This is a genomic window from Nocardioides sp. FY1077, from assembly GCF_058681775.1.
Window position 1 is genome coordinate 138,683 of record NZ_JBZWDB010000003.1, and the last position, 16,311, is coordinate 154,993.

The 16,311-nt window shown below is 73.9% G+C and carries 17 protein-coding genes; 8 read left to right on the forward strand and 9 right to left on the reverse strand.

The window, feature by feature from the left end; translation table 11 throughout:
- Positions 1-29 precede the first annotated feature (29 nt).
- Positions 30-1,418 (reverse strand): cation:dicarboxylate symporter family transporter, encoded by a 1,389-nt coding sequence (locus AC4OR8_RS10215; RefSeq protein ID WP_492165443.1) that lies wholly within the window; start codon positions 1,416-1,418, stop codon positions 30-32.
- A gap of 132 nt (positions 1,419-1,550) precedes the next feature.
- Between AC4OR8_RS10215 and AC4OR8_RS10220 the strand changes: the two genes are divergently transcribed.
- Genes AC4OR8_RS10220 through AC4OR8_RS10230 form a run of 3 tightly spaced genes read left to right on the forward strand, consistent with a single transcriptional unit; the run spans position 1,551 to position 4,224 of the window.
- Positions 1,551-3,218 (forward strand): sensor histidine kinase, encoded by a 1,668-nt coding sequence (locus tag AC4OR8_RS10220; RefSeq protein ID WP_492165444.1) that lies wholly within the window; start codon positions 1,551-1,553, stop codon positions 3,216-3,218.
- On the forward strand, positions 3,215-3,922 hold the full coding sequence (locus AC4OR8_RS10225; protein WP_492165445.1) for a response regulator: 708 nt from the start codon (positions 3,215-3,217) through the stop codon (positions 3,920-3,922). Before AC4OR8_RS10220 ends, AC4OR8_RS10225 begins: the two co-directional genes overlap by 4 nt.
- Positions 3,919-4,224, forward strand: a complete 306-nt coding sequence (locus AC4OR8_RS10230) for a hypothetical protein (protein WP_492165446.1) — start codon at positions 3,919-3,921, stop codon at positions 4,222-4,224. Before AC4OR8_RS10225 ends, AC4OR8_RS10230 begins: the two co-directional genes overlap by 4 nt.
- A gap of 61 nt (positions 4,225-4,285) precedes the next feature.
- On the opposite strand, the gene AC4OR8_RS10235 is transcribed toward AC4OR8_RS10230, so the two are convergent.
- The gene (locus tag AC4OR8_RS10235) at positions 4,286-5,494 is read right to left on the reverse strand and encodes an MFS transporter (RefSeq protein ID WP_492165447.1); all 1,209 of its coding nucleotides are present in this window, start codon (positions 5,492-5,494) and stop codon (positions 4,286-4,288) included.
- Between the two features lie 58 nt (positions 5,495-5,552).
- Here AC4OR8_RS10235 and AC4OR8_RS10240 point away from each other — a divergent pair, with 58 nt between their 5' ends.
- Together AC4OR8_RS10240 and AC4OR8_RS10245 are read left to right on the forward strand one after the other, a co-directional pair.
- On the forward strand, positions 5,553-6,524 hold the full coding sequence (locus AC4OR8_RS10240; protein ID WP_492165448.1) for an ArsR/SmtB family transcription factor: 972 nt from the start codon (positions 5,553-5,555) through the stop codon (positions 6,522-6,524).
- A gap of 170 nt (positions 6,525-6,694) precedes the next feature.
- Positions 6,695-6,946: a hypothetical protein gene (locus AC4OR8_RS10245; protein ID WP_492165449.1), complete on the forward strand. Its 252-nt coding sequence runs from the start codon at positions 6,695-6,697 to the stop codon at positions 6,944-6,946.
- Between the two features lie 10 nt (positions 6,947-6,956).
- On the opposite strand, the gene AC4OR8_RS10250 is transcribed toward AC4OR8_RS10245, so the two are convergent.
- The 3 genes from AC4OR8_RS10250 to AC4OR8_RS10260 form a co-directional block, all read right to left on the reverse strand.
- On the reverse strand, positions 6,957-7,709 hold the full coding sequence (locus tag AC4OR8_RS10250) for a hypothetical protein (protein ID WP_492165450.1): 753 nt from the start codon (positions 7,707-7,709) through the stop codon (positions 6,957-6,959).
- 53 nt (positions 7,710-7,762) lie between these two features.
- Positions 7,763-8,215 carry a hypothetical protein gene (locus AC4OR8_RS10255; protein WP_492165451.1) on the reverse strand — a complete coding sequence of 151 codons (453 nt, stop codon included), beginning with the start codon at positions 8,213-8,215 and terminating at the stop codon, positions 7,763-7,765.
- A gap of 158 nt (positions 8,216-8,373) precedes the next feature.
- Entirely contained in the window at positions 8,374-9,816 is a 1,443-nt protein-coding gene (locus AC4OR8_RS10260; RefSeq protein WP_492165452.1) for a glycine hydroxymethyltransferase, read from the reverse strand.
- Between the two features lie 435 nt (positions 9,817-10,251).
- On the opposite strand from AC4OR8_RS10260, the gene AC4OR8_RS10265 reads away from it, so the two are divergent.
- From AC4OR8_RS10265 to AC4OR8_RS10275, 3 genes are all read left to right on the forward strand, one after another.
- Positions 10,252-11,964: a nitrite/sulfite reductase gene (locus tag AC4OR8_RS10265; RefSeq protein WP_492165453.1), complete on the forward strand. Its 1,713-nt coding sequence runs from the start codon at positions 10,252-10,254 to the stop codon at positions 11,962-11,964.
- A 190-nt stretch (positions 11,965-12,154) separates the two neighbouring features.
- The gene (locus tag AC4OR8_RS10270; protein ID WP_492165454.1) at positions 12,155-12,898 is read left to right on the forward strand and encodes a phosphoadenylyl-sulfate reductase; all 744 of its coding nucleotides are present in this window, start codon (positions 12,155-12,157) and stop codon (positions 12,896-12,898) included.
- Between the two features lie 92 nt (positions 12,899-12,990).
- Positions 12,991-13,734, forward strand: a complete 744-nt coding sequence (locus AC4OR8_RS10275; RefSeq protein ID WP_492165455.1) for a sirohydrochlorin chelatase — start codon at positions 12,991-12,993, stop codon at positions 13,732-13,734.
- 28 nt (positions 13,735-13,762) lie between these two features.
- Here the strand turns inward: AC4OR8_RS10275 and AC4OR8_RS10280 are convergent, their stop codons facing one another.
- From AC4OR8_RS10280 to AC4OR8_RS10295, 4 genes are read right to left on the reverse strand one after another with little or no spacing between them, the layout of a single operon-like run.
- Entirely contained in the window at positions 13,763-14,143 is a 381-nt protein-coding gene (locus AC4OR8_RS10280) for a DUF3037 domain-containing protein (protein ID WP_492165456.1), read from the reverse strand.
- On the reverse strand, positions 14,140-14,925 hold the full coding sequence (locus tag AC4OR8_RS10285; protein WP_492165457.1) for a HipA family kinase: 786 nt from the start codon (positions 14,923-14,925) through the stop codon (positions 14,140-14,142). Before AC4OR8_RS10285 ends, AC4OR8_RS10280 begins: the two co-directional genes overlap by 4 nt.
- The gene (locus AC4OR8_RS10290; protein ID WP_492165458.1) at positions 14,922-15,803 is read right to left on the reverse strand and encodes a PPK2 family polyphosphate kinase; all 882 of its coding nucleotides are present in this window, start codon (positions 15,801-15,803) and stop codon (positions 14,922-14,924) included. The genes AC4OR8_RS10285 and AC4OR8_RS10290 overlap by 4 nt, the downstream gene beginning before the upstream one ends.
- Positions 15,800-16,294, reverse strand: a complete 495-nt coding sequence (locus tag AC4OR8_RS10295; RefSeq protein ID WP_492165459.1) for a phosphoribosyltransferase — start codon at positions 16,292-16,294, stop codon at positions 15,800-15,802. Before AC4OR8_RS10295 ends, AC4OR8_RS10290 begins: the two co-directional genes overlap by 4 nt.
- Between the last annotated feature and the right edge of the window lie 17 nt (positions 16,295-16,311).

Genomic DNA, 16,311 nt, shown 5'->3' on the forward strand with positions numbered 1-16,311 from the left:
GTGGGGCCCTCGTGCCGGTGTGGGTGCGCTCAGACCTTCTCGGCCGGCAGCGCGTCGCCCGGGGTGTGCGTGCCCGCGGCGACCGGCTCGGCGTCGTCCTCGCCGTGGTCGTCGACCATGGTGGTCTCGTCGAACGGGTCGTCCCCGGCCAGCACCCGGTCGAGCTGGCCGCGGTCGAGGCCGCCGGTCCAGTGGCCGATGAGGATGGTGGCCACCGAGTTGCCGGCGAAGTTGGTGACCGCACGGGCCTCCGACATGAACCGGTCGATGCCGACGATCAGGCCGACGCCGTCGAGCAGCTCGGGGCGGTGCGACGACAGGCCACCGGCCAGCGTCGCCAGGCCGGCGCCGGAGACGCCCGCAGCGCCCTTGGAGGCGATGATCATGAACAGCAGCAGCGAGATCTGCTCGCCGATCGACAGCGGGTCGCCCAGCGCCTCGGCGATGAACAGCGAGGCCATCGTCAGGTAGATCGCGGTGCCGTCGAGGTTGAACGAGTAACCGGTCGGCACCACGACGCCGACGGTGGGCTTGTCGACGCCGGCGTGCTCCATCTTGGCGATCAGGCGGGGCAGCGCGGTCTCCGACGACGACGTGGAGACGATCAGCAGGAACTCGCGGCCGAGGTACTTGAACAGCTTGAGGATGTTGACGCCGGTGACGACCTTGAGCAGCGTGCCGAGCACGACGAAGACGAACAGCGCGCAGGTGATGTAGAAGCCGATCATGATGACCGCCAGGCTCTTCAGCGCGTCGATGCCGGTCTCGCCGACCACGCCGGCGATGGCGCCGAAGGCACCGATCGGGGCGGCCCACATCACCATGGCCAGCACCCGGAAGATCAGCCGCTGCAGGTGGGTGAACACGCGCAGCACGGGCTGGCCGCTGCGGCCCATGGCCTGGAGGGCAAACCCGACGAGCAGGGCGACCAGCAGGGTCTGCAGCACCTCGCCGGAGGTCAGCGCCGAGAACAGCGAGTCGGGGATGATGCCGAGGATGAAGTCGGTGGTGGTCTCCTTCTCCCCCGCGGTCTCCTGGCCCAGCGCGGCGGTCTCCTCGTCGAGGTCGAGCCCCTCGCCGGGCTTGAGGATGTTGCCGACCACCAGGCCGATGGCCAGGGCGACCGTCGACATGGTGAGGAAGTAGCCGAGGGCCAGGCCGCCGACCTTGCCGACGCGTGCCGCGCTGGCCACGGAGCCGACGCCGATCACGATCGTCACGAAGATGACCGGCTGGATCATCATCTTGATCAGCGCGACGAACGCCTCGCCGAGGAACTTCAGCCTCACCGCGAAGTCGGGGGCGATGAAGCCGACGGCGATGCCGGCCAGCACGGCCACGATGACGGCGAGGTAGAGGTAGTGGGTGCGGCTGCGGGGAGCCTGCTGCCCCGTCCCGGCGCGGGTGGTGCTGCTCATGGTGACCTCCGAGTCTGCGGCGGGCGGGCTGCCCGGCGTGAGCACCGTCGCACTCCGTGTGACGGCCGTCACCGTTGTGGTCGTTGAGTTCACGACGGTCCCGTCGTCGGCGCGGTGGGGCATGATGCGCGGGTGGGGCGCTGGCGGGGTGGGACGGGCGGGTCGCGGCGCGACGGCTCCGTCGCCCGGCAGGTGCTGCTGCTCCAGGTCGCGGTCGTGGTGGTGCTGGTCGTGGCGTCGCTGGCGCTCGCGGCGTACGACGCCCGCCGCGACGCGCGCGACTCGGCCACCGAGCGGGCCGTCGGCGTGGCCGAGGCGGTCGCCGACTCCCCCACCATCGTGGCGGCCGTGCAGGGCGACGACCCCAGCGCGGTGGCGCAGCCCTACGCCGAGGAGGTGCGCCGCGACGCCGACGTCGACTTCGTGACCGTGATGGCCCTCGACCGCACCCGCTTCAGCCACCCCGACCCCGCGCGCATCGGCGAGCCGTTCGTCGGCGACCTCGGCGGCGCGCCGCGCGGGGAGGTGTTCACCCAGGAGTACACCGGCACCCTCGGGCCCTCGATGCGCGCAGTGGTGCCGGTGGTCACCGACGAAGGCGCCGTGGTGGCGCTGGTGTCGGTGGGCATCACCGTGCGCGCGATCGACGAGACGTTCCGCGGCGACCTGCTGCTCGTCGCGCTCGCGGCCGCGGCCGTGCTGGCGGCGGGGCTGGTGGGCGCCTGGCTGGTCAGCCGGCGGTTGCGGCGCCAGACCCACGGGCTCGGCGAGCAGGAGATCACCCGGATGTACGAGTACTACTCCGCGGTGCTGCACGCGGTGCGGGAGGGGCTGCTGCTCATCGACACCGAGGGGCGGGTGCAGCTGGTCAACGACGAGGCGCGCCGCCTGCTCGGCCTGCCCGGCCCCGGCGAGGGCCCCGACCCGCGCACCGACCCGGTCGTCGGCCGTTCGGTGCACGACCTCGGCCTGGCGCCCGGGCTGGTCGCGGCCGCGCTGGCGCCCACCGCGGAGTCCGACGACCTCTACCTCGCCGGCGAGCGGCTGCTGCTGGTGTCGTCAGCGCCCGCCGCCTGGGACGGGCGCGACGTCGGCGCCGTGGTCACCCTGCGCGACCACACCGAGCTGCGCGCGGTCACCGGCGAGCTCGACGCCGTGCGCGGGCTCACGGAGTCGCTGCGCTCGCAGAACCACGAGGCCGCCAACCGGCTGCACACCGTGGTGTCGCTGATCGAGATGGGCCGGCCCGACGAGGCCGTCGACTTCGCCACCGAGGAGCTGCAGGTCGCCCAGCTGCTCGCCGACCAGGTCGTCGGCGCCACCGGCGACCCCGTGGTGGCGGCGCTGCTGCTGGGCAAGACCTCCGAGGCGGTCGAGCGCGGCATCGAGCTGGTCATCGAGGGCGGGCTGCCCGCCGGCACCACCGTGGCGCCACGCGAGCTGGTCACCGTGCTCGGCAACCTCGTCGACAACGCCTTCGACGCCGTCGCCGGCGCCGCCCAGCGGCGGGTGGTGGTGGGGCTGGCAGCCGCAGGTGCCGACGTACGGATCAGCGTGGGCGACTCCGGCCCCGGACTCGACGACGCCTCCGCCGCGCGGGTGCACGAGCGGGGCTGGACCACCAAGGCCGGCGCCGACGGCGGCCGCGGCCTGGGTCTCGCGCTGGTCGGGCAGGTGGCGCGCCGCCGCGGTGGCGAGGTGGCCGTGGGCCGCTCGCCGCTGGGCGGGGCGGAGTTCGTGGTGACGCTGCGGGCGGTCGCGCCGGTCGCCGCCGAGCCGGCTCCAGGGGGTGCGCGGTGAGCGGGTCGCCGGTGGTGCGGGTGCTGGTGGTGGAGGACGAGGCGCGGGCCGCGGAGGCCCACACGGCGTACGTCGCACGCGTGCCGGGCTTCGCCGTGGCCGGCACCGCCCGCTCGGCCGCCGACGCGGCGCGGCTGCTCGAGCAGGAGCGCCAGCAGGGTCGAAGCGTCGACCTGGTGCTGCTCGACCTCCACCTGCCCGACGGCCACGGGCTCGGCCTGCTGCAGCGGGTGCGGGCCGCGGGTCACCTGTGCGACGTCATCGCGGTCACCTCCGCGCGCGACGCCGAGGTGGTGCGCCACGCGGTCACCCAGGGCGTGGTGCTCTACCTGCTCAAGCCGTTCACCTTCGCCACGTTCCGCGCCAAGCTCGAGCAGTACGCCGCCTACCGCGAGCAGGTCGCCGCCTCGCCGCCCGAGATGGCCCAGGACGAGGTGGACTCGATGTTCGCCCACCTGCGCGCCCCGGCGGTGGGCGCCGGCGTGCCGAAGGGCATGAGCGCCGAGACGCTGCGCGACGTGACCGCGGCCCTGCGCGACGCCGGCGCCGCCCGCTCCGCCTCCGAGGTCGCCGCCCTCGTCGGCGCCTCCCGCGTCACCGTGCGCCGCTACCTCGAGCACCTCGCCGACACCGGCCGCGCCGAGCGAGCCCCGCGCTACGGCCGCGGCGGGCGCCCCGAGCTGGAGTACCGGTGGTGCCCGTGACGGGGCCCCCCGAGTCCTGGGCCTGGTTGCTCAGCGACCTGGCCGGCGAGGGAACGGTCACCCAGGTCGCCCCCGACCGGCTCGAGGTCGACACCGGTGACGACGTGGTCACCGTCGTGGTGACGCCACAGCAGTGGGCCGAGTTCGTGCGATCCGGTCAGTACGACGACCTGTTCTGGTCCGACCTCATCGGGCCCCGCGACGACGACGAGGCCTACGTCGTGCACGTCGACGGTGGGTTCGCCCGCTCGGTGCGTGCTGAGCTGCCCCCGCTGCCGGGGTCGGGCAGGGCCGGCGACTGACGGTCCTCCGCAGGTGGGCGTCGACGTGCCACCGCGCTCGCCGCCGCGGGCCGCGGGCGGCTCACGAGCCGATCCCGACGACCTCGGGCGCACGACCTGCCCGGCTGCGGCGCAGGCCGGGCGTGAGGGCGACGGTCACCACGACGGAGGCCGCGGCCATGACGGCGATGGCCAGCCCGGCGGCGCGGGCATCCGCACCGAGGGCCGTGGCGACGCCGCCGGCGAGCAGCGCGCCGACGCCCTGCATCGCCATCATGCCCAGGCCGTTCAGCCCCAGCACGTGACCCCGGATGTCCGGGGCGGTGCGCACGACGAGCCGCTCCTGCAGCGGCAGGCTGGCGCAGTAGCCGACCGAGGCCACCGCCGCCAGGAGGCAGGCGACGACGAGGCCGGGCTGCAGCACGAACAGCAGCCACGGCACGGCGAGCAGCAGCCGCGCCGGCTCCACCAGGCGGTCGCGCAGGCGTGGCGGCACGAAGCGGCCCATCACCACGTCGCCGGCGAGCATCCCCACGGCCGTGGCCGCGAAGAGGAAGCCGGCCCGCTCGCCGGCGTACGGGACGACGAGCGCCTCGCAGCCGACCACCAGGCCGTTCGGCACCCACAGCGACAGGTAGACCGGGCGCAGCACCGGGGAGCCGAGCAGGGCTCGGTTGGCCGCGCGGCTGCGCGGCACGGCCTTCCCGGAGGCCCGCGGCGGGTGGTCCGACAGGCCGAGCCGCACCAGCGCCACCACGGCCAGGGCCACGACCGCGGCGCCGAGGAACAGCTCGGTGGTGGTCAGCGTCAGCAGGAGCAGCCCGCCGGCGCCGTACCCCACCACCTGCATCACGCCCACCGCGACGTTCAGGGTGGCCCGGCCGAAGACGAAGGCGCCCGGCGGCAGGATGTCGGCCACCAGGGCAGGAGTGCCGCCCCCGACGGCCGACAGCACCACCCAGGGCACCACCAGCAGCACCAACCGGCCCGCCAGCGGCAGGTCGGGCAGCGCCTGCAGGGCGAACGACGCCGCCTGCACCCCGGCCGAGACCGAGATGGCGGTGCGGGGGCGCCACAGGTCGGCGAGCGACAGCACGAACCACGAGCAGGTGATCCGCACGAGCGGCCCGCCGAACATCACGAACGCGCTGAGCAGCGGAGAGCCGGTCTCCTCGTAGACCAGCGTGCCGAGCGCCAGGCCGCCCACCGACGATGCCGCCACCAGCAGCGACGTCGAGCCGAACAGCACCCGGAACTCGGCGACGGCGAACAGCTCGCGGTAGGTCCTCACCGGCCGACCCTCGCCCGCCTCGCACCACGGCGGGTAACGTTTCGCGTGGAGGCGAAACATGGGAACCTGGCAGGTGCCGGCCGACGTCCTGGCCACCAGTGGCTTCGGCACCTCGCCCAAGGCCGAGGTGGTGGGGGCGCTGGGGTGGCTCACGAGCCCCCGCTCTCCCGAGCAGCGCGCGTTCCGGGCCGCCCACGGCGCGGCGTTCGCGTCGTGGCTCTCGGCGCACCCCACCGGGGCCGACCTGGTGCGGGCCAGCTTCCGCACCTCCTCCGCCCGAGCGTCCGGCTGGATCGCGGACTACCTCGCCGACCCCGCCGCGACGCCCGACCCGACGTTCGACGAGGAGATCGCTGCCCTGGCGCGGCTCACCGACGACGACGTGCGCGCCGACCTGCGCGCCACCACTCGCGCACCTCTCGACCCGTCGCTGCTGGAGCCCGGGCTGCGTGAGGTGGCGGTCGACCTGCTGCGGTGGCTCTGGACGCACACCCTGGAGACCGACTGGCCACGCCGCCAGCGGCTGCTGCGGGCCGACGTCGTCGCCCGCACGGCGCAGCTGTCCCGGCACGGCTGGGCGGCGGTCCTGCGCGACCTCGGGCCGGACCTGGAGTGGGTGGGCGACGGGCACCTGCGGATCAACCGGTTCGACCTGCCCACCCGCGTCCTCCCACTGGGCGCGCGGCTGCGCTTCGTGCCGACACACGCCGACGGCAGGTGGGTGGGCTGGCGCGGCGACCGCTACGCGCTCTACTACCCGCTCGCCGGGCGACTGGCCACGACCGGGGCTCCCGGCGCCGGAGGCCTCCCCGGCCTCGTCGGGACGAACCGCGCCGCGCTCCTCGGGCTGCTCGACGTGCCGCGCAGCACGTCGCAGCTGGCGGCGCTCACGGGGCTGCCCCTGGGGTCGGTGGGCGGGCACCTGCGGGTGCTGCTCCGGGCCGGCGTCGTGCTGCGTCGACGGTCAGGGCGCGAGGTGCTCTACTGGCGCACCCCGCTCGGCGACTCGCTGGTCGCGTCGGGGACGTGAGCCCCGGTCGGCAGCACCGGCGCGGCCCTGCCCTCCCCACCCCCGGCACGCCGCTGTGGCTGAGACATCCCCGGACTGCGGGGTCTCGATACGCTCGCTGGCGCTCGCTACTCGACCAACGAAGCGAGCTGCGCGCCCGACGAGGGCGAGTGAACCCCGAGGAGGTGTCTGTGAGGTCGTGGTCGTTCCTGACCAAGTTCGTGGTCGGCACGCTCATCTGCGTCACCGTGTGGGTCGGGCGGCAGATCTGGTCACCGAGCCAGCTGGACACCGGCACGTACGTCGTCCTCGGGCTCGGCTCCTCCGTCGTCGGCGGGCTTTACATCGCACTGAAAAACACCGGCAACGCAGCCGCGGAGGCACGGGGCCGCCGGTTCGGCCTCCGGCTGGCGCGGTGGTTCCACGACCGCAGGGCGCGCTGAGCCCCGACCGCTACCCGAACGCGCTGGTGGCCGACCCGAGCACCAGCGCGAGCAGGAACGCCCAGCCGCCGGTCATCCGGCCGTCGACGGGTCGACCGGGGACCCGCCGGGCCGGACCGCCGAGCGCGAGGTAGGCGAGCAGGCCGACCAGCGGCACCATGGCGTACACCCAGAACCACGCCCACCGGGTGGCCCACCGCGGCTCGGGCGAGCCGACGAGGAGGAGCAGCGTGGCGACCCACAAGATCAGCGTGGCGCCGAACGTCCACCCCGCGGCGCTCCACCCGTAGACCGTCGCCGACCCCTCCCAGGTCCCGGCAGGCCGGGACACCTGGCGGACGGTCACGCCCGGGTCGACTGCCTGGAGCCGGGCAGCGACGTCGGGCACGACGACCGTGCGGTTCGGCCGCCGCGTCACCACGACCGCCGAGGGGCGCTCGACCACCGTCGCGGTGTGCCGGACGACGCCGTCGCGCCAGCGGAGCTCCACCGGCACCGAGCCGCGACTGCCCGTTTCGAGGCCACCGACGACGTCGACCTCGTCGACCTGGCCGCTGGCGACGTCGCGGCGCAAGTCGTCCCACGTCGACTCCCGGGAGCCGGTGGAGACGACGAAGCCGAGGACGACCACCCACCCGAGCACGACCGCGAGACGCCACAGCTGCCACGCGCGGATGCTGGCGGTGGGGCCGGCCCGGCCGACCCGCGTGTGGGTGGGCGGCAACGCCTCTGCGTCGACCGCCGCCTGCTCCTGCTGCTGCACCGCTGGAGCCTAGGGGGTCGTCGGCCCCGTCGGCACCGAACGCGCGGGCGCGGTCACAGCGTGCCGGCCGGCACCCGCGCCGCGTGCACGCCGCCGGCAGCGACGTCGGCGGCCAGGCTGGCCACGGTGAGCCCGCCGCTGGGGTCCACGGCCGCCTCGGTGAGCAGCACGGTGACCTCACCGGCCTCGAACACCCGCGCCGACCAGGCCCGGTCGCCGTGCGGCACGGGGATGCGCGTGGCACCCACCGCCTCGCTGATCAGCACCACCAGCGTGGCCTCGGTGTCGACGACGCGGTGCAGCAGGCAGCCGTTCGCCGCCCGGGGACCGACGTGGTCCGGGTCGTCGACCGGGGTGAACCCGCGGCGCAGGAACAACCCGCGCAGCGCGTCACGCACCGCGCCGCCGTCGTCCACCGCCACCGGGGGCAGCTGGACGACGAGCGCGTCGGGGTCGTGGCGCACGGCCCACTGGTACGTCGGGCTCGGCGGGGTGGTCTCCTGCATGCCGCCAGGGTGCCAGGTGCGTGCCGACGTACGGCGTGGGTGGGTCTCGACGACGCTCGCTGGCGCTCGCTGCTCGACCAACGAACGGGGTCGCTCGCTGGCGCTCGCTGCTCGACCAACGAACGGGGACGCTCGCCGGCGCTCGACCAGCGGGCAGGTCAGGACAGCTCGAGGCCGGGGTACAGCGGGTGCTTGTCGAGCATCTCGGCGGAGGCGTCCTTGACCTTGTCGGCCACGCCGGCCTCCAGGGCGTACGACGCCTTGGAGGGGCCGCCGGCCTTGGTGGTGCCGGGCTGGGTGTTGGCGAGCACGTGGGTGATCAGCTCGGCGACGGTGTCGAACTCGTCGTGGCCGAAGCCGCGGGTGGTGAGCGCCGGGGTGCCGAGGCGGATGCCGGAGGTGTACCAGGCGCCGTTGGGGTCGCCCGGCACCGAGTTGCGGTTGGTCACGATGCCGGCGTCGAGCAGCGCCGACTCCGCCTGGCGGCCGGTGAGGCCGTAGGACGACACGTCGAGCAGCACGAGGTGGTTGTCGGTGCCGCCGGTGACCAGGGTGGCGCCGCGGGTGAGGAAGCCCTCGGCCAGCGACTTCGCGTTGTCGGCGACCTGCTGGGCGTAGGTGCGGAACGACTCCTGGCGGGCCTCGGCGAAGGCGACGGCCTTGGCGGCCATCACGTGCGACAGCGGGCCACCGAGCACCATCGGGCAGCCGCGGTCGACCGACGGGGCGTACTCCTCGGTGGCCAGGACGATGCCGCCGCGGGGGCCGCGCAGCGACTTGTGGGTGGTGCTGGTGACGACGTGGGCGTGCGGGACCGGGTCCTCGTCGCCGGTGAACACCTTGCCGGCCACGAGCCCGGCGAAGTGGGCCATGTCGACCATCAGGGTGGCGCCGACCTCGTCGGCGATCTCGCGGACCTTGGCGAAGTCCACCCGGCGGGGGTAGGCGGAGTACCCGGCGACCAGCACCAGCGGCTTGAACTCGCGGGCCTTGGCGGCCAGCGCGTCGTAGTCGAGCAGGCCGGTGACCGGGTCGGTGCCGTACTGCTGCTGGTGGAACATCTTGCCGCTGATGTTGGGGCGGAAGCCGTGGGTGAGGTGACCGCCGGCGTCGAGCGACATGCCGAGCAGGCGCTGGTCGCCCAGCGAACGGCGCAGCGTCTCCCACTGCTCGTCGGTGAGGTCGTTGACGTTGCGCGCGCCGAGCTCGGCCAGGGCCGGCGACTCCACGCGGTGGGCCAGGATCGACCAGAACGCCACCAGGTTGGCGTCGATGCCGGAGTGCGGCTGCACGTAGGCGTACTCGGCGCCGAACAGCTCGCGGGCGTGCTCGGCGGCCAGCGACTCCACGGTGTCGACGTTCTGGCAGCCAGCGTAGAAGCGGTGGCCGACGGTGCCCTCGGCGTACTTGTCGCTGAACCAGGTGCCCATCGTCATCAGCACCGCCGGGCTGGCGTAGTTCTCGCTGGCGATCAGCTTCAGCGACGCCCGCTGGTCGGCCAGCTCCTGACGGGTGGCCTCGGCGATGCGCGGCTCGACCGAGGCGATGAGCTCCAGGGCCTGGGAGTAGACGCTGCTGGTCAGGTCGGGCGTGGCGGTCATGATGACCAGCGTACGCGCGGAGGCCGGCTCGCCGGACGGTCGCGGACGCGTCACGGCCGTGTGACTTGGGCCGCACCGGACGGCGCGCGGCCCGCCGTTCCGGGGGTGCGTACCAACATGCGGACACGCGTCCCACATCATGGGATTTCGCCTTGTCGGCGGACGGTCCGAGGACTGAGACTCCTTGACATGATCTCCGCTGCGACGTCCGCCTTCCTCGTGGTCCGACGCCACGTGGACCTCGGGCGCACCCGCAGCTCGATGTGTCGACCTCACTGACCAGCGTCGCGCCTCACCGGCGACACGACGCGCCGCCCGCACCACCGACCGCGGGCGCCGGTCTTCCGAGGTCGACCAGAACCCCGACGACGTGGTTCCGACCAGCGAAGAGTCGCGCGCTCATCGACGCAGACAGCCCTCGCGAGGAACTCCCCCATGACTGACGCACCCGCCCGCACCGCCCGTCCCCGCCCCAAGCGGGGCGAGGGCCAGTGGGCCCTCGGCTACCGCGAGCCGCTGAACAAGAACGAGCAGACGAAGAAGGACGACAACCCCCTCAACGTCCGCGACCGGATCCTGCACACCTACTCCAAGCGCGGCTTCGCCTCGATCGACCCCGCCGACCTGCGCGGTCGCTTCCGCTGGATGGGCCTCTACACCCAGCGCGCCCCGGGCTTCGACGGCGGCAAGACCGCGACGCTGGCCGAGGAGGAGCTCGACGACGAGTTCTTCATGATGCGCGTGCGCTCCGACGGCGCCCTGCTGCCGCCGCAGACGGTGCGGGCGCTCGGCACCATCGGGCGCGACTTCGCCCGCGACACCGCTGACGTCACCGACCGCGAGAACATCCAGTACCACTGGATCCGCGTCGAGGACGTGCCGACGATCTGGGAGCGCCTCGAGGACGCCGGCCTCAGCACGCTGGAGGCCTGCGGCGACTCCCCCCGCCCGTTCCTCGGCTCGCCGGTCGCCGGCGTCGCCGCCGACGAGATCATCGACGGCACCTCCGCGCTGGAGGAGATCAAGCGCCGCTACATCGGCGACCCGGCGTTCTCGAACTTCCCGCGCAAGTTCAAGACCGCGCTGACCGGGCACCCCTCCCACGACGTGTCGCCGGAGACCAACGACGTGTCGTTCGTCGGCACCGTCCACCCCGAGCACGGCCCCGGCTTCGACGTGTGGGTCGGCGGCGGGCTGTCGACCAACCCGATGCTGGCCCAGCGCCTCGGCGTGTGGGTGCCGCTCGACGAGGTGCCCGACGTCTGGGAGGCCGTCGCCTCGATCTTCCGCGACTACGGCTACCGCCGGCTGCGGTCGCGCGCACGGCTGAAGTTCCTCGTCGCCGACTGGGGCGTGGAGCGATTCCGCGAGGTCATGGAGAAGGAGTACCTGGGCCGCGAGCTCGTCTCCTGCCCCTCCCCGCCCTCGCCGGTCGGCCACCGCGACCACATCGGCGTGCACGAGCAGAAGGACGGACGCCGCTACGTCGGCATCGCCCCCACCGCCGGTCGCGTCTCCGGCACGCTCCTGGTGCAGCTGGCCGACCTGATGGACCGTCACGGGGTGCAGGGCGCCCGCCTCACGCCGTACCAGAAGATCGTGCTGATCGGCGTGGAGCCGGCCGCGGTCGACGCGCTGCTCGACGACCTCGACGCCATCGGCCTGTCCGGTCGGCCCTCGGGCTGGCGGCGCAACACGATGGCCTGCACCGGCATCGAGTTCTGCAAGCTGGCCATCGTCGACACCAAGGACCGCTCCCGCGACCTCGTCGACGAGCTCGAGCGGCGCTTTCCCGACCTCGACGTGCCGATCACCGTCAACGTCAACGGCTGCCCCAACGCCTGCGCCCGCACCCAGGTCGCCGACATCGGCCTCAAGGGCCAGCTGGTCATGCACGAGGGCGAGCAGGTCGAGGGCTTCCAGGTGCACCTCGGTGGTGCCACCGGGCTCGAGGCCACCTTCGGTCGCAAGCTGCGCGCCCACAAGGTGACCAGCGCCGGCCTCGGTGACTACGTCGCCGCCCTGGTCACCAACTACCTCGCCGACCGCGTCGGCGAGGAGTCGTTCGCCACCTGGGTCGGCCGCGCCGACGAGGAGCTGCTCAAGGGCGAGAAGGTCCTGGCCCCCGTGGCGGGGGCGACACCGTGAGCGAGCGGGGCGTGCCGTTCCACTGCCCCTACTGCGGTGACGAGGACCTGTGGCCCCACGAGGTGGTCGCGGCCGACGGCGCCACGACGTCCCCACACGGCGCCTGGGAATGCAGGTCGTGCCTGCGGGCCTTCTCCCTGTCGATGCTCGGCCTCGTCCGGCCGGGCTCGACGAGCCAGGGAGCACCGTCATGAGCGCCACCACCACCACCGCCCGCCACAACCGCGGCATCGAGACCGCCGGCCGCTCGCCCGAGCAGCTGCGCGACCTCGTCTCGCACTGGGGCGCCGAGCTCGAGCTGGCCCCGGCCGAGGACATCATCGAGTGGGCCGCCGCCACCTTCGGCGACCGGTTCGCCGTGACGTCCTCGATGGGCGACGCCGTGCTGTCCCACCTGGCCTCCAAGGTGGTCCCGGGCATCGACGTGGTCTTCCTCGACACCGGCTACCACTTCATCGAGACCATCGGCACCCGCGACGCCGTCGAGGCGACGATGCCGGTCAACCTGCTCACCATCACCCCGGTGCAGAGCGTGGCCGAGCAGGACGCAACGTACGGCAAGGACCTGTACAAGACCGACCCCGACCTGTGCTGCAAGCTGCGCAAGGTGGAGCCGCTGGCGCGCTCGCTGGACGACTACGACGCCTGGGCCACCGGTCTGCGCCGCGCTGAGACCCGCAACCGCGTCATCGCGCCGGTCATCGGCTGGGACGCCAAGAAGGGCAAGGTCAAGGTCTCCCCCATCGCCCGGTGGAGCGACGAGCAGGTCGAGGCCTACATCGCCGACAACGGCATCCTGGTCAACCCGCTGGTCTACGACGGCTACCCCTCCATCGGCTGCGCGCCCTGCACGCGCCGCGTCGCCCCCGGCGAGGACGCCCGCAGCGGCCGCTGGGCCGGCACCGGCAAGACCGAGTGCGGCATCCACGTGTGACCGCCCCCTGACCTTCGGCCCGCGCCACCTGCACCGCACCACCTGCACGATCCGCTCGCACCACACGGACCCACTGAAGAGGAGGCCACGAGATGGCTGCTCCGGCACTGATCACCCTGGCCAACGGGAGCCGCGACCCGCGCGCCGCCGACACCGTCGACGCGCTGGTCGCCGAGGTGCGCTCCATGCGCCCCGACCTCAAGGTGGAGCGGGCCTACCTCGACCATGCCAAGCCCTCCCTGCAGACCGTGGTCGACCGGCTCGTGCGCAGCGGCCACGAGGAGGTCGTGGTGGTGCCGATGCTGCTCACCGAGTCGCCGGCCGCCGCGGCGGAGGTCGCGGCCACCGTCGCCGCCGTCGCCGAGCGCCACCCGGGGCTGCGTGTGCGGGCCACCGCCGTGCTGGGCCTCGAGCCGTGCTTCCTGGAGGTGCTCGACGTGCGGATGCGCGAGGCGCTGAGCCGCTCGCGGGTGCGTGAGCTCGACGCGCTGGTGCTCGCCGCCGAGGGCTCCACCGACCCCCTGGCCAACCAGGCCGTCGCCCGCCTCGCCCGGCTCTGGGGCTCCCACCACAAGCTGCCGGTCACCGCGGCCTTCGCCGCGCTGTCGCCGCCGGCCACCGGTGAGGCCGTGCGCGCGTTCCGCGGCGAGGGACGCCGTCACATCGCGGTGGCCTCGCTGTTCCTCACCCCCGGCGCGGCCACCGACCGGTCGGCCGAGCTCGCCCTCGAGGCCGGCGCCATCGCGGTCTGCGCGCCCCTCGGCGCCCACCCCGAGGTCGCCCGCACCGTGCTCGCCCGGTACGCCGTCGGCGCCGTCGAGCTCGTCCCCGTCTGACCCCTCGGCGGATTCACTGCCCGCCGGGTCAGGTGACCAGGCGGGCCAGCAACCGGTCGAGCTCGGCCGCGGGGTCGGTGGTGAGCCCGCCGTGCACCGGGCCGGGCTGCAGCACGGTGCTCTTGGGGGCCTTGAGGAACCCGAAGCGCTGGCCGACCGGGTGGCGGGCCGCGGCACCGGCGCGGTCGTCGCCGGCGCAGACCGCCTCGACGAAGCGCAGCGCGTCGGCGACGTGGCGCAGGTCGAGACCGGGGTCGAGCGCACGCAGCCGGTCGTCGTCGCAGTGCCACGCCACCGCCAGGTGGTCGGCGGCTTGGGCGTAGAGCACCACCCCGACGTTCACGAACTCCTCGCGGTCGGCGCGCGGCACGCAGCGCAGCACGACGTACTGGTAGGCCACGCGGGTCACCGCGCCGCCTCCCCGCCGGCACCCGGCAGCCACTGGCGGGTGCCGAGCCGGGCGTCGAGGAAGTCGACGTACGCCGCGCGCAGCGCCGCGGGCGTCTCGGCGCCGGGCACGGGGTCGAGCCAGGCGTCCGGCACCTCGGCGAGCACCTCGGTGAACACGGCGCGGTCGAGCAGGCCGCTCACCTCGGCGTCGACCTCCGCGAGCCGGTCGACGTGGGCGGCCAGGACGTGGTCGTCGACGCTCCAGCGCTGGGCGGCGAAGCGGGCCGGGTCGCCGACGCCGCCGGGCCAGGCGTGGTGGAAGTACAGCGACGCACCGTGGTCGATGACCCACAGCCGGCCGTGCCAGACCAGCAGGTTGGGGTTGCGCCAGCTGCGGTCGACGTTGGCGCAGAACGCGTCGAGCCACAGCACCCGCGCGGCCTCGTCGCCCTGCGTCGCGACCTCCCCGTCGAACCCGAACGACCCGGGCAGGAAGTCGACGCCCAGGTTGAGCCCCACGGAGGCGACCAGCAGGTCCTGCACCTCCTCGTCGGCCTCGTAGCGCGCGATCTCGGCGTCGAGGTCGAGCGCCACCAGCCGCGGGGTGCGCAGGCCCAGGCGCCGCGCCAGCGCGGCCACCACCACCTCGGCGACCAGCACCCGCACGCCCTGCCCCGCGCCGCGGAACTTGCACACGTAGGTGCCGAGGTCGTCGGCCTCGACGATGCCGGGCAGGCTCCCGCCCTCCCGCAGCGGCGTGACGTAGCGCGTCACCGCCACCACGGGCAGCGGACCGGTCACGCGGTGCCCTCCGGCCCCGCCGCGGGCTCGCCGGTGGGGTCGACGGGCTCCTCCTCCAGCAACCGTCGGCGCTGCTCCTCGACGTCGAACGTGGCGGCGGGCCACTGCGGGTCGAGGCGCGCCAGCGCGTCGTGGAGCAGCTCGCCCACGGCCAGGTTGCGGTACCACTTGCGGTCGCTCGGCACGACGTACCAGGGGGCCACCTCGGTGTTGGTGCGCTCCAGCGCCTGCTCGTAGGCCGCGCGGTAGGCCGGCCACAGCCGCCGGTCGTCGATGTCGCCGGGGGCGAACTTCCAGTGCTTGTCGGGGCGGTCGAGCCGCTCCAGCAGCCGTTCGTGCTGGGTCTGCGCGGAGATGTGCAGCATGCACTTGACCACCGTGGTGCCCTGGGCGAGCAGCTCGGCCTCCAGCTCGTTGATCGCGTCGTAGCGCCGCTCGAGCTCGGCGTCGTCGGCCAGCGCGCGCACCCGCCCGATCAGCACGTCCTCGTAGTGGGAGCGGTCGAAGACCCCGATCAGCCCGGGGCCGGGCAGCGCCTGACGGATGCGCCACAGGAAGTCGTGGGCCAGCTCGTCGGGGGTCGGCGCCTTGAACGAGGTGATGTGCAGGGCCTGCGGGTCGACCAGCCCCAGCGTGTGGCGCACCACCCCGCCCTTGCCGGAGGTGTCCATGCCCTGCAGCACCAGCAGCACGCTGCGGGGGTGGTCGGTGGTGTGCTCGGCGAACAGCCGCTCCTGCAGCTCGGCCAGCGGCCCACCGAGGGCGGCCAGCGCGGCCTGGCCCTCCTTCTTGCCCCCGGTCACGCCGGGGGTGGCGTCGGTGGGGATCGCGCGCAGGTCGACCGGACCGGCGGGGAGGCGCAGCGCCGCGGCGATCACGCGTCCACCACCGTCGTGCGGCGCACCAGCGGCGGCTCGGTCGACCAGGGGAAGTTGATCCACTTGTCGGTGCGCCGCCAGACGTAGTCGGCGCGCACGACGGTCGCCGGCTTCTCGTAGACCACGGCCGAGCGCGCCTCGGCGACGTGGTCGGCGCAGAACGCCAGCACCGTCTCCAGCGTGCGGCCACTGTCGGCGACGTCGTCGGCGATCAGCACCTTGAGCCCCGACAGGTCGACCGCCGCCGGGGTGGGCGGCAGCATGATCGGGACCTCGAGGCGGGCGTCGACGCCGGTGTAGAACTCGACGTTGACCGCCGACAGGTTCTTCACGTCGAGGGCGTAGCCCAGGCCCATCGCCAGGCCCAGGCCCCCACGCGCGATGGCGAGGACCAGGTCGGGCTCGTAGCCGTCGTCGACGACCTGGCGGGCCAGGTCGCGCACGGCGGTGCCGAACAGGTCGTAGGTGAGGGTCTCGCGCTCGTCGGCCACCCGAGCATTGTGGCGGT

Bases quoted from the DNA above. Each gene is read 5' to 3' on its own strand.
- AC4OR8_RS10215 (WP_492165443.1), bottom strand. From the start codon at position 1,418: ATGAGCAGCACCACCCGCGCCGGGACGGGGCAGCAGGCTCCCCGCAGC.
- AC4OR8_RS10240 (WP_492165448.1), top strand. From the start codon at position 5,553: ATGGGAACCTGGCAGGTGCCGGCCGACGTCCTGGCCACCAGTGGCTTC.
- AC4OR8_RS10255 (WP_492165451.1), bottom strand. From the start codon at position 8,215: ATGCAGGAGACCACCCCGCCGAGCCCGACGTACCAGTGGGCCGTGCGC.
- AC4OR8_RS10260 (WP_492165452.1), bottom strand. From the start codon at position 9,816: ATGACCGCCACGCCCGACCTGACCAGCAGCGTCTACTCCCAGGCCCTG.
- AC4OR8_RS10265 (WP_492165453.1), top strand. From the start codon at position 10,252: ATGACTGACGCACCCGCCCGCACCGCCCGTCCCCGCCCCAAGCGGGGC.
- AC4OR8_RS10270 (WP_492165454.1), top strand. From the start codon at position 12,155: ATGAGCGCCACCACCACCACCGCCCGCCACAACCGCGGCATCGAGACC.
- AC4OR8_RS10275 (WP_492165455.1), top strand. From the start codon at position 12,991: ATGGCTGCTCCGGCACTGATCACCCTGGCCAACGGGAGCCGCGACCCG.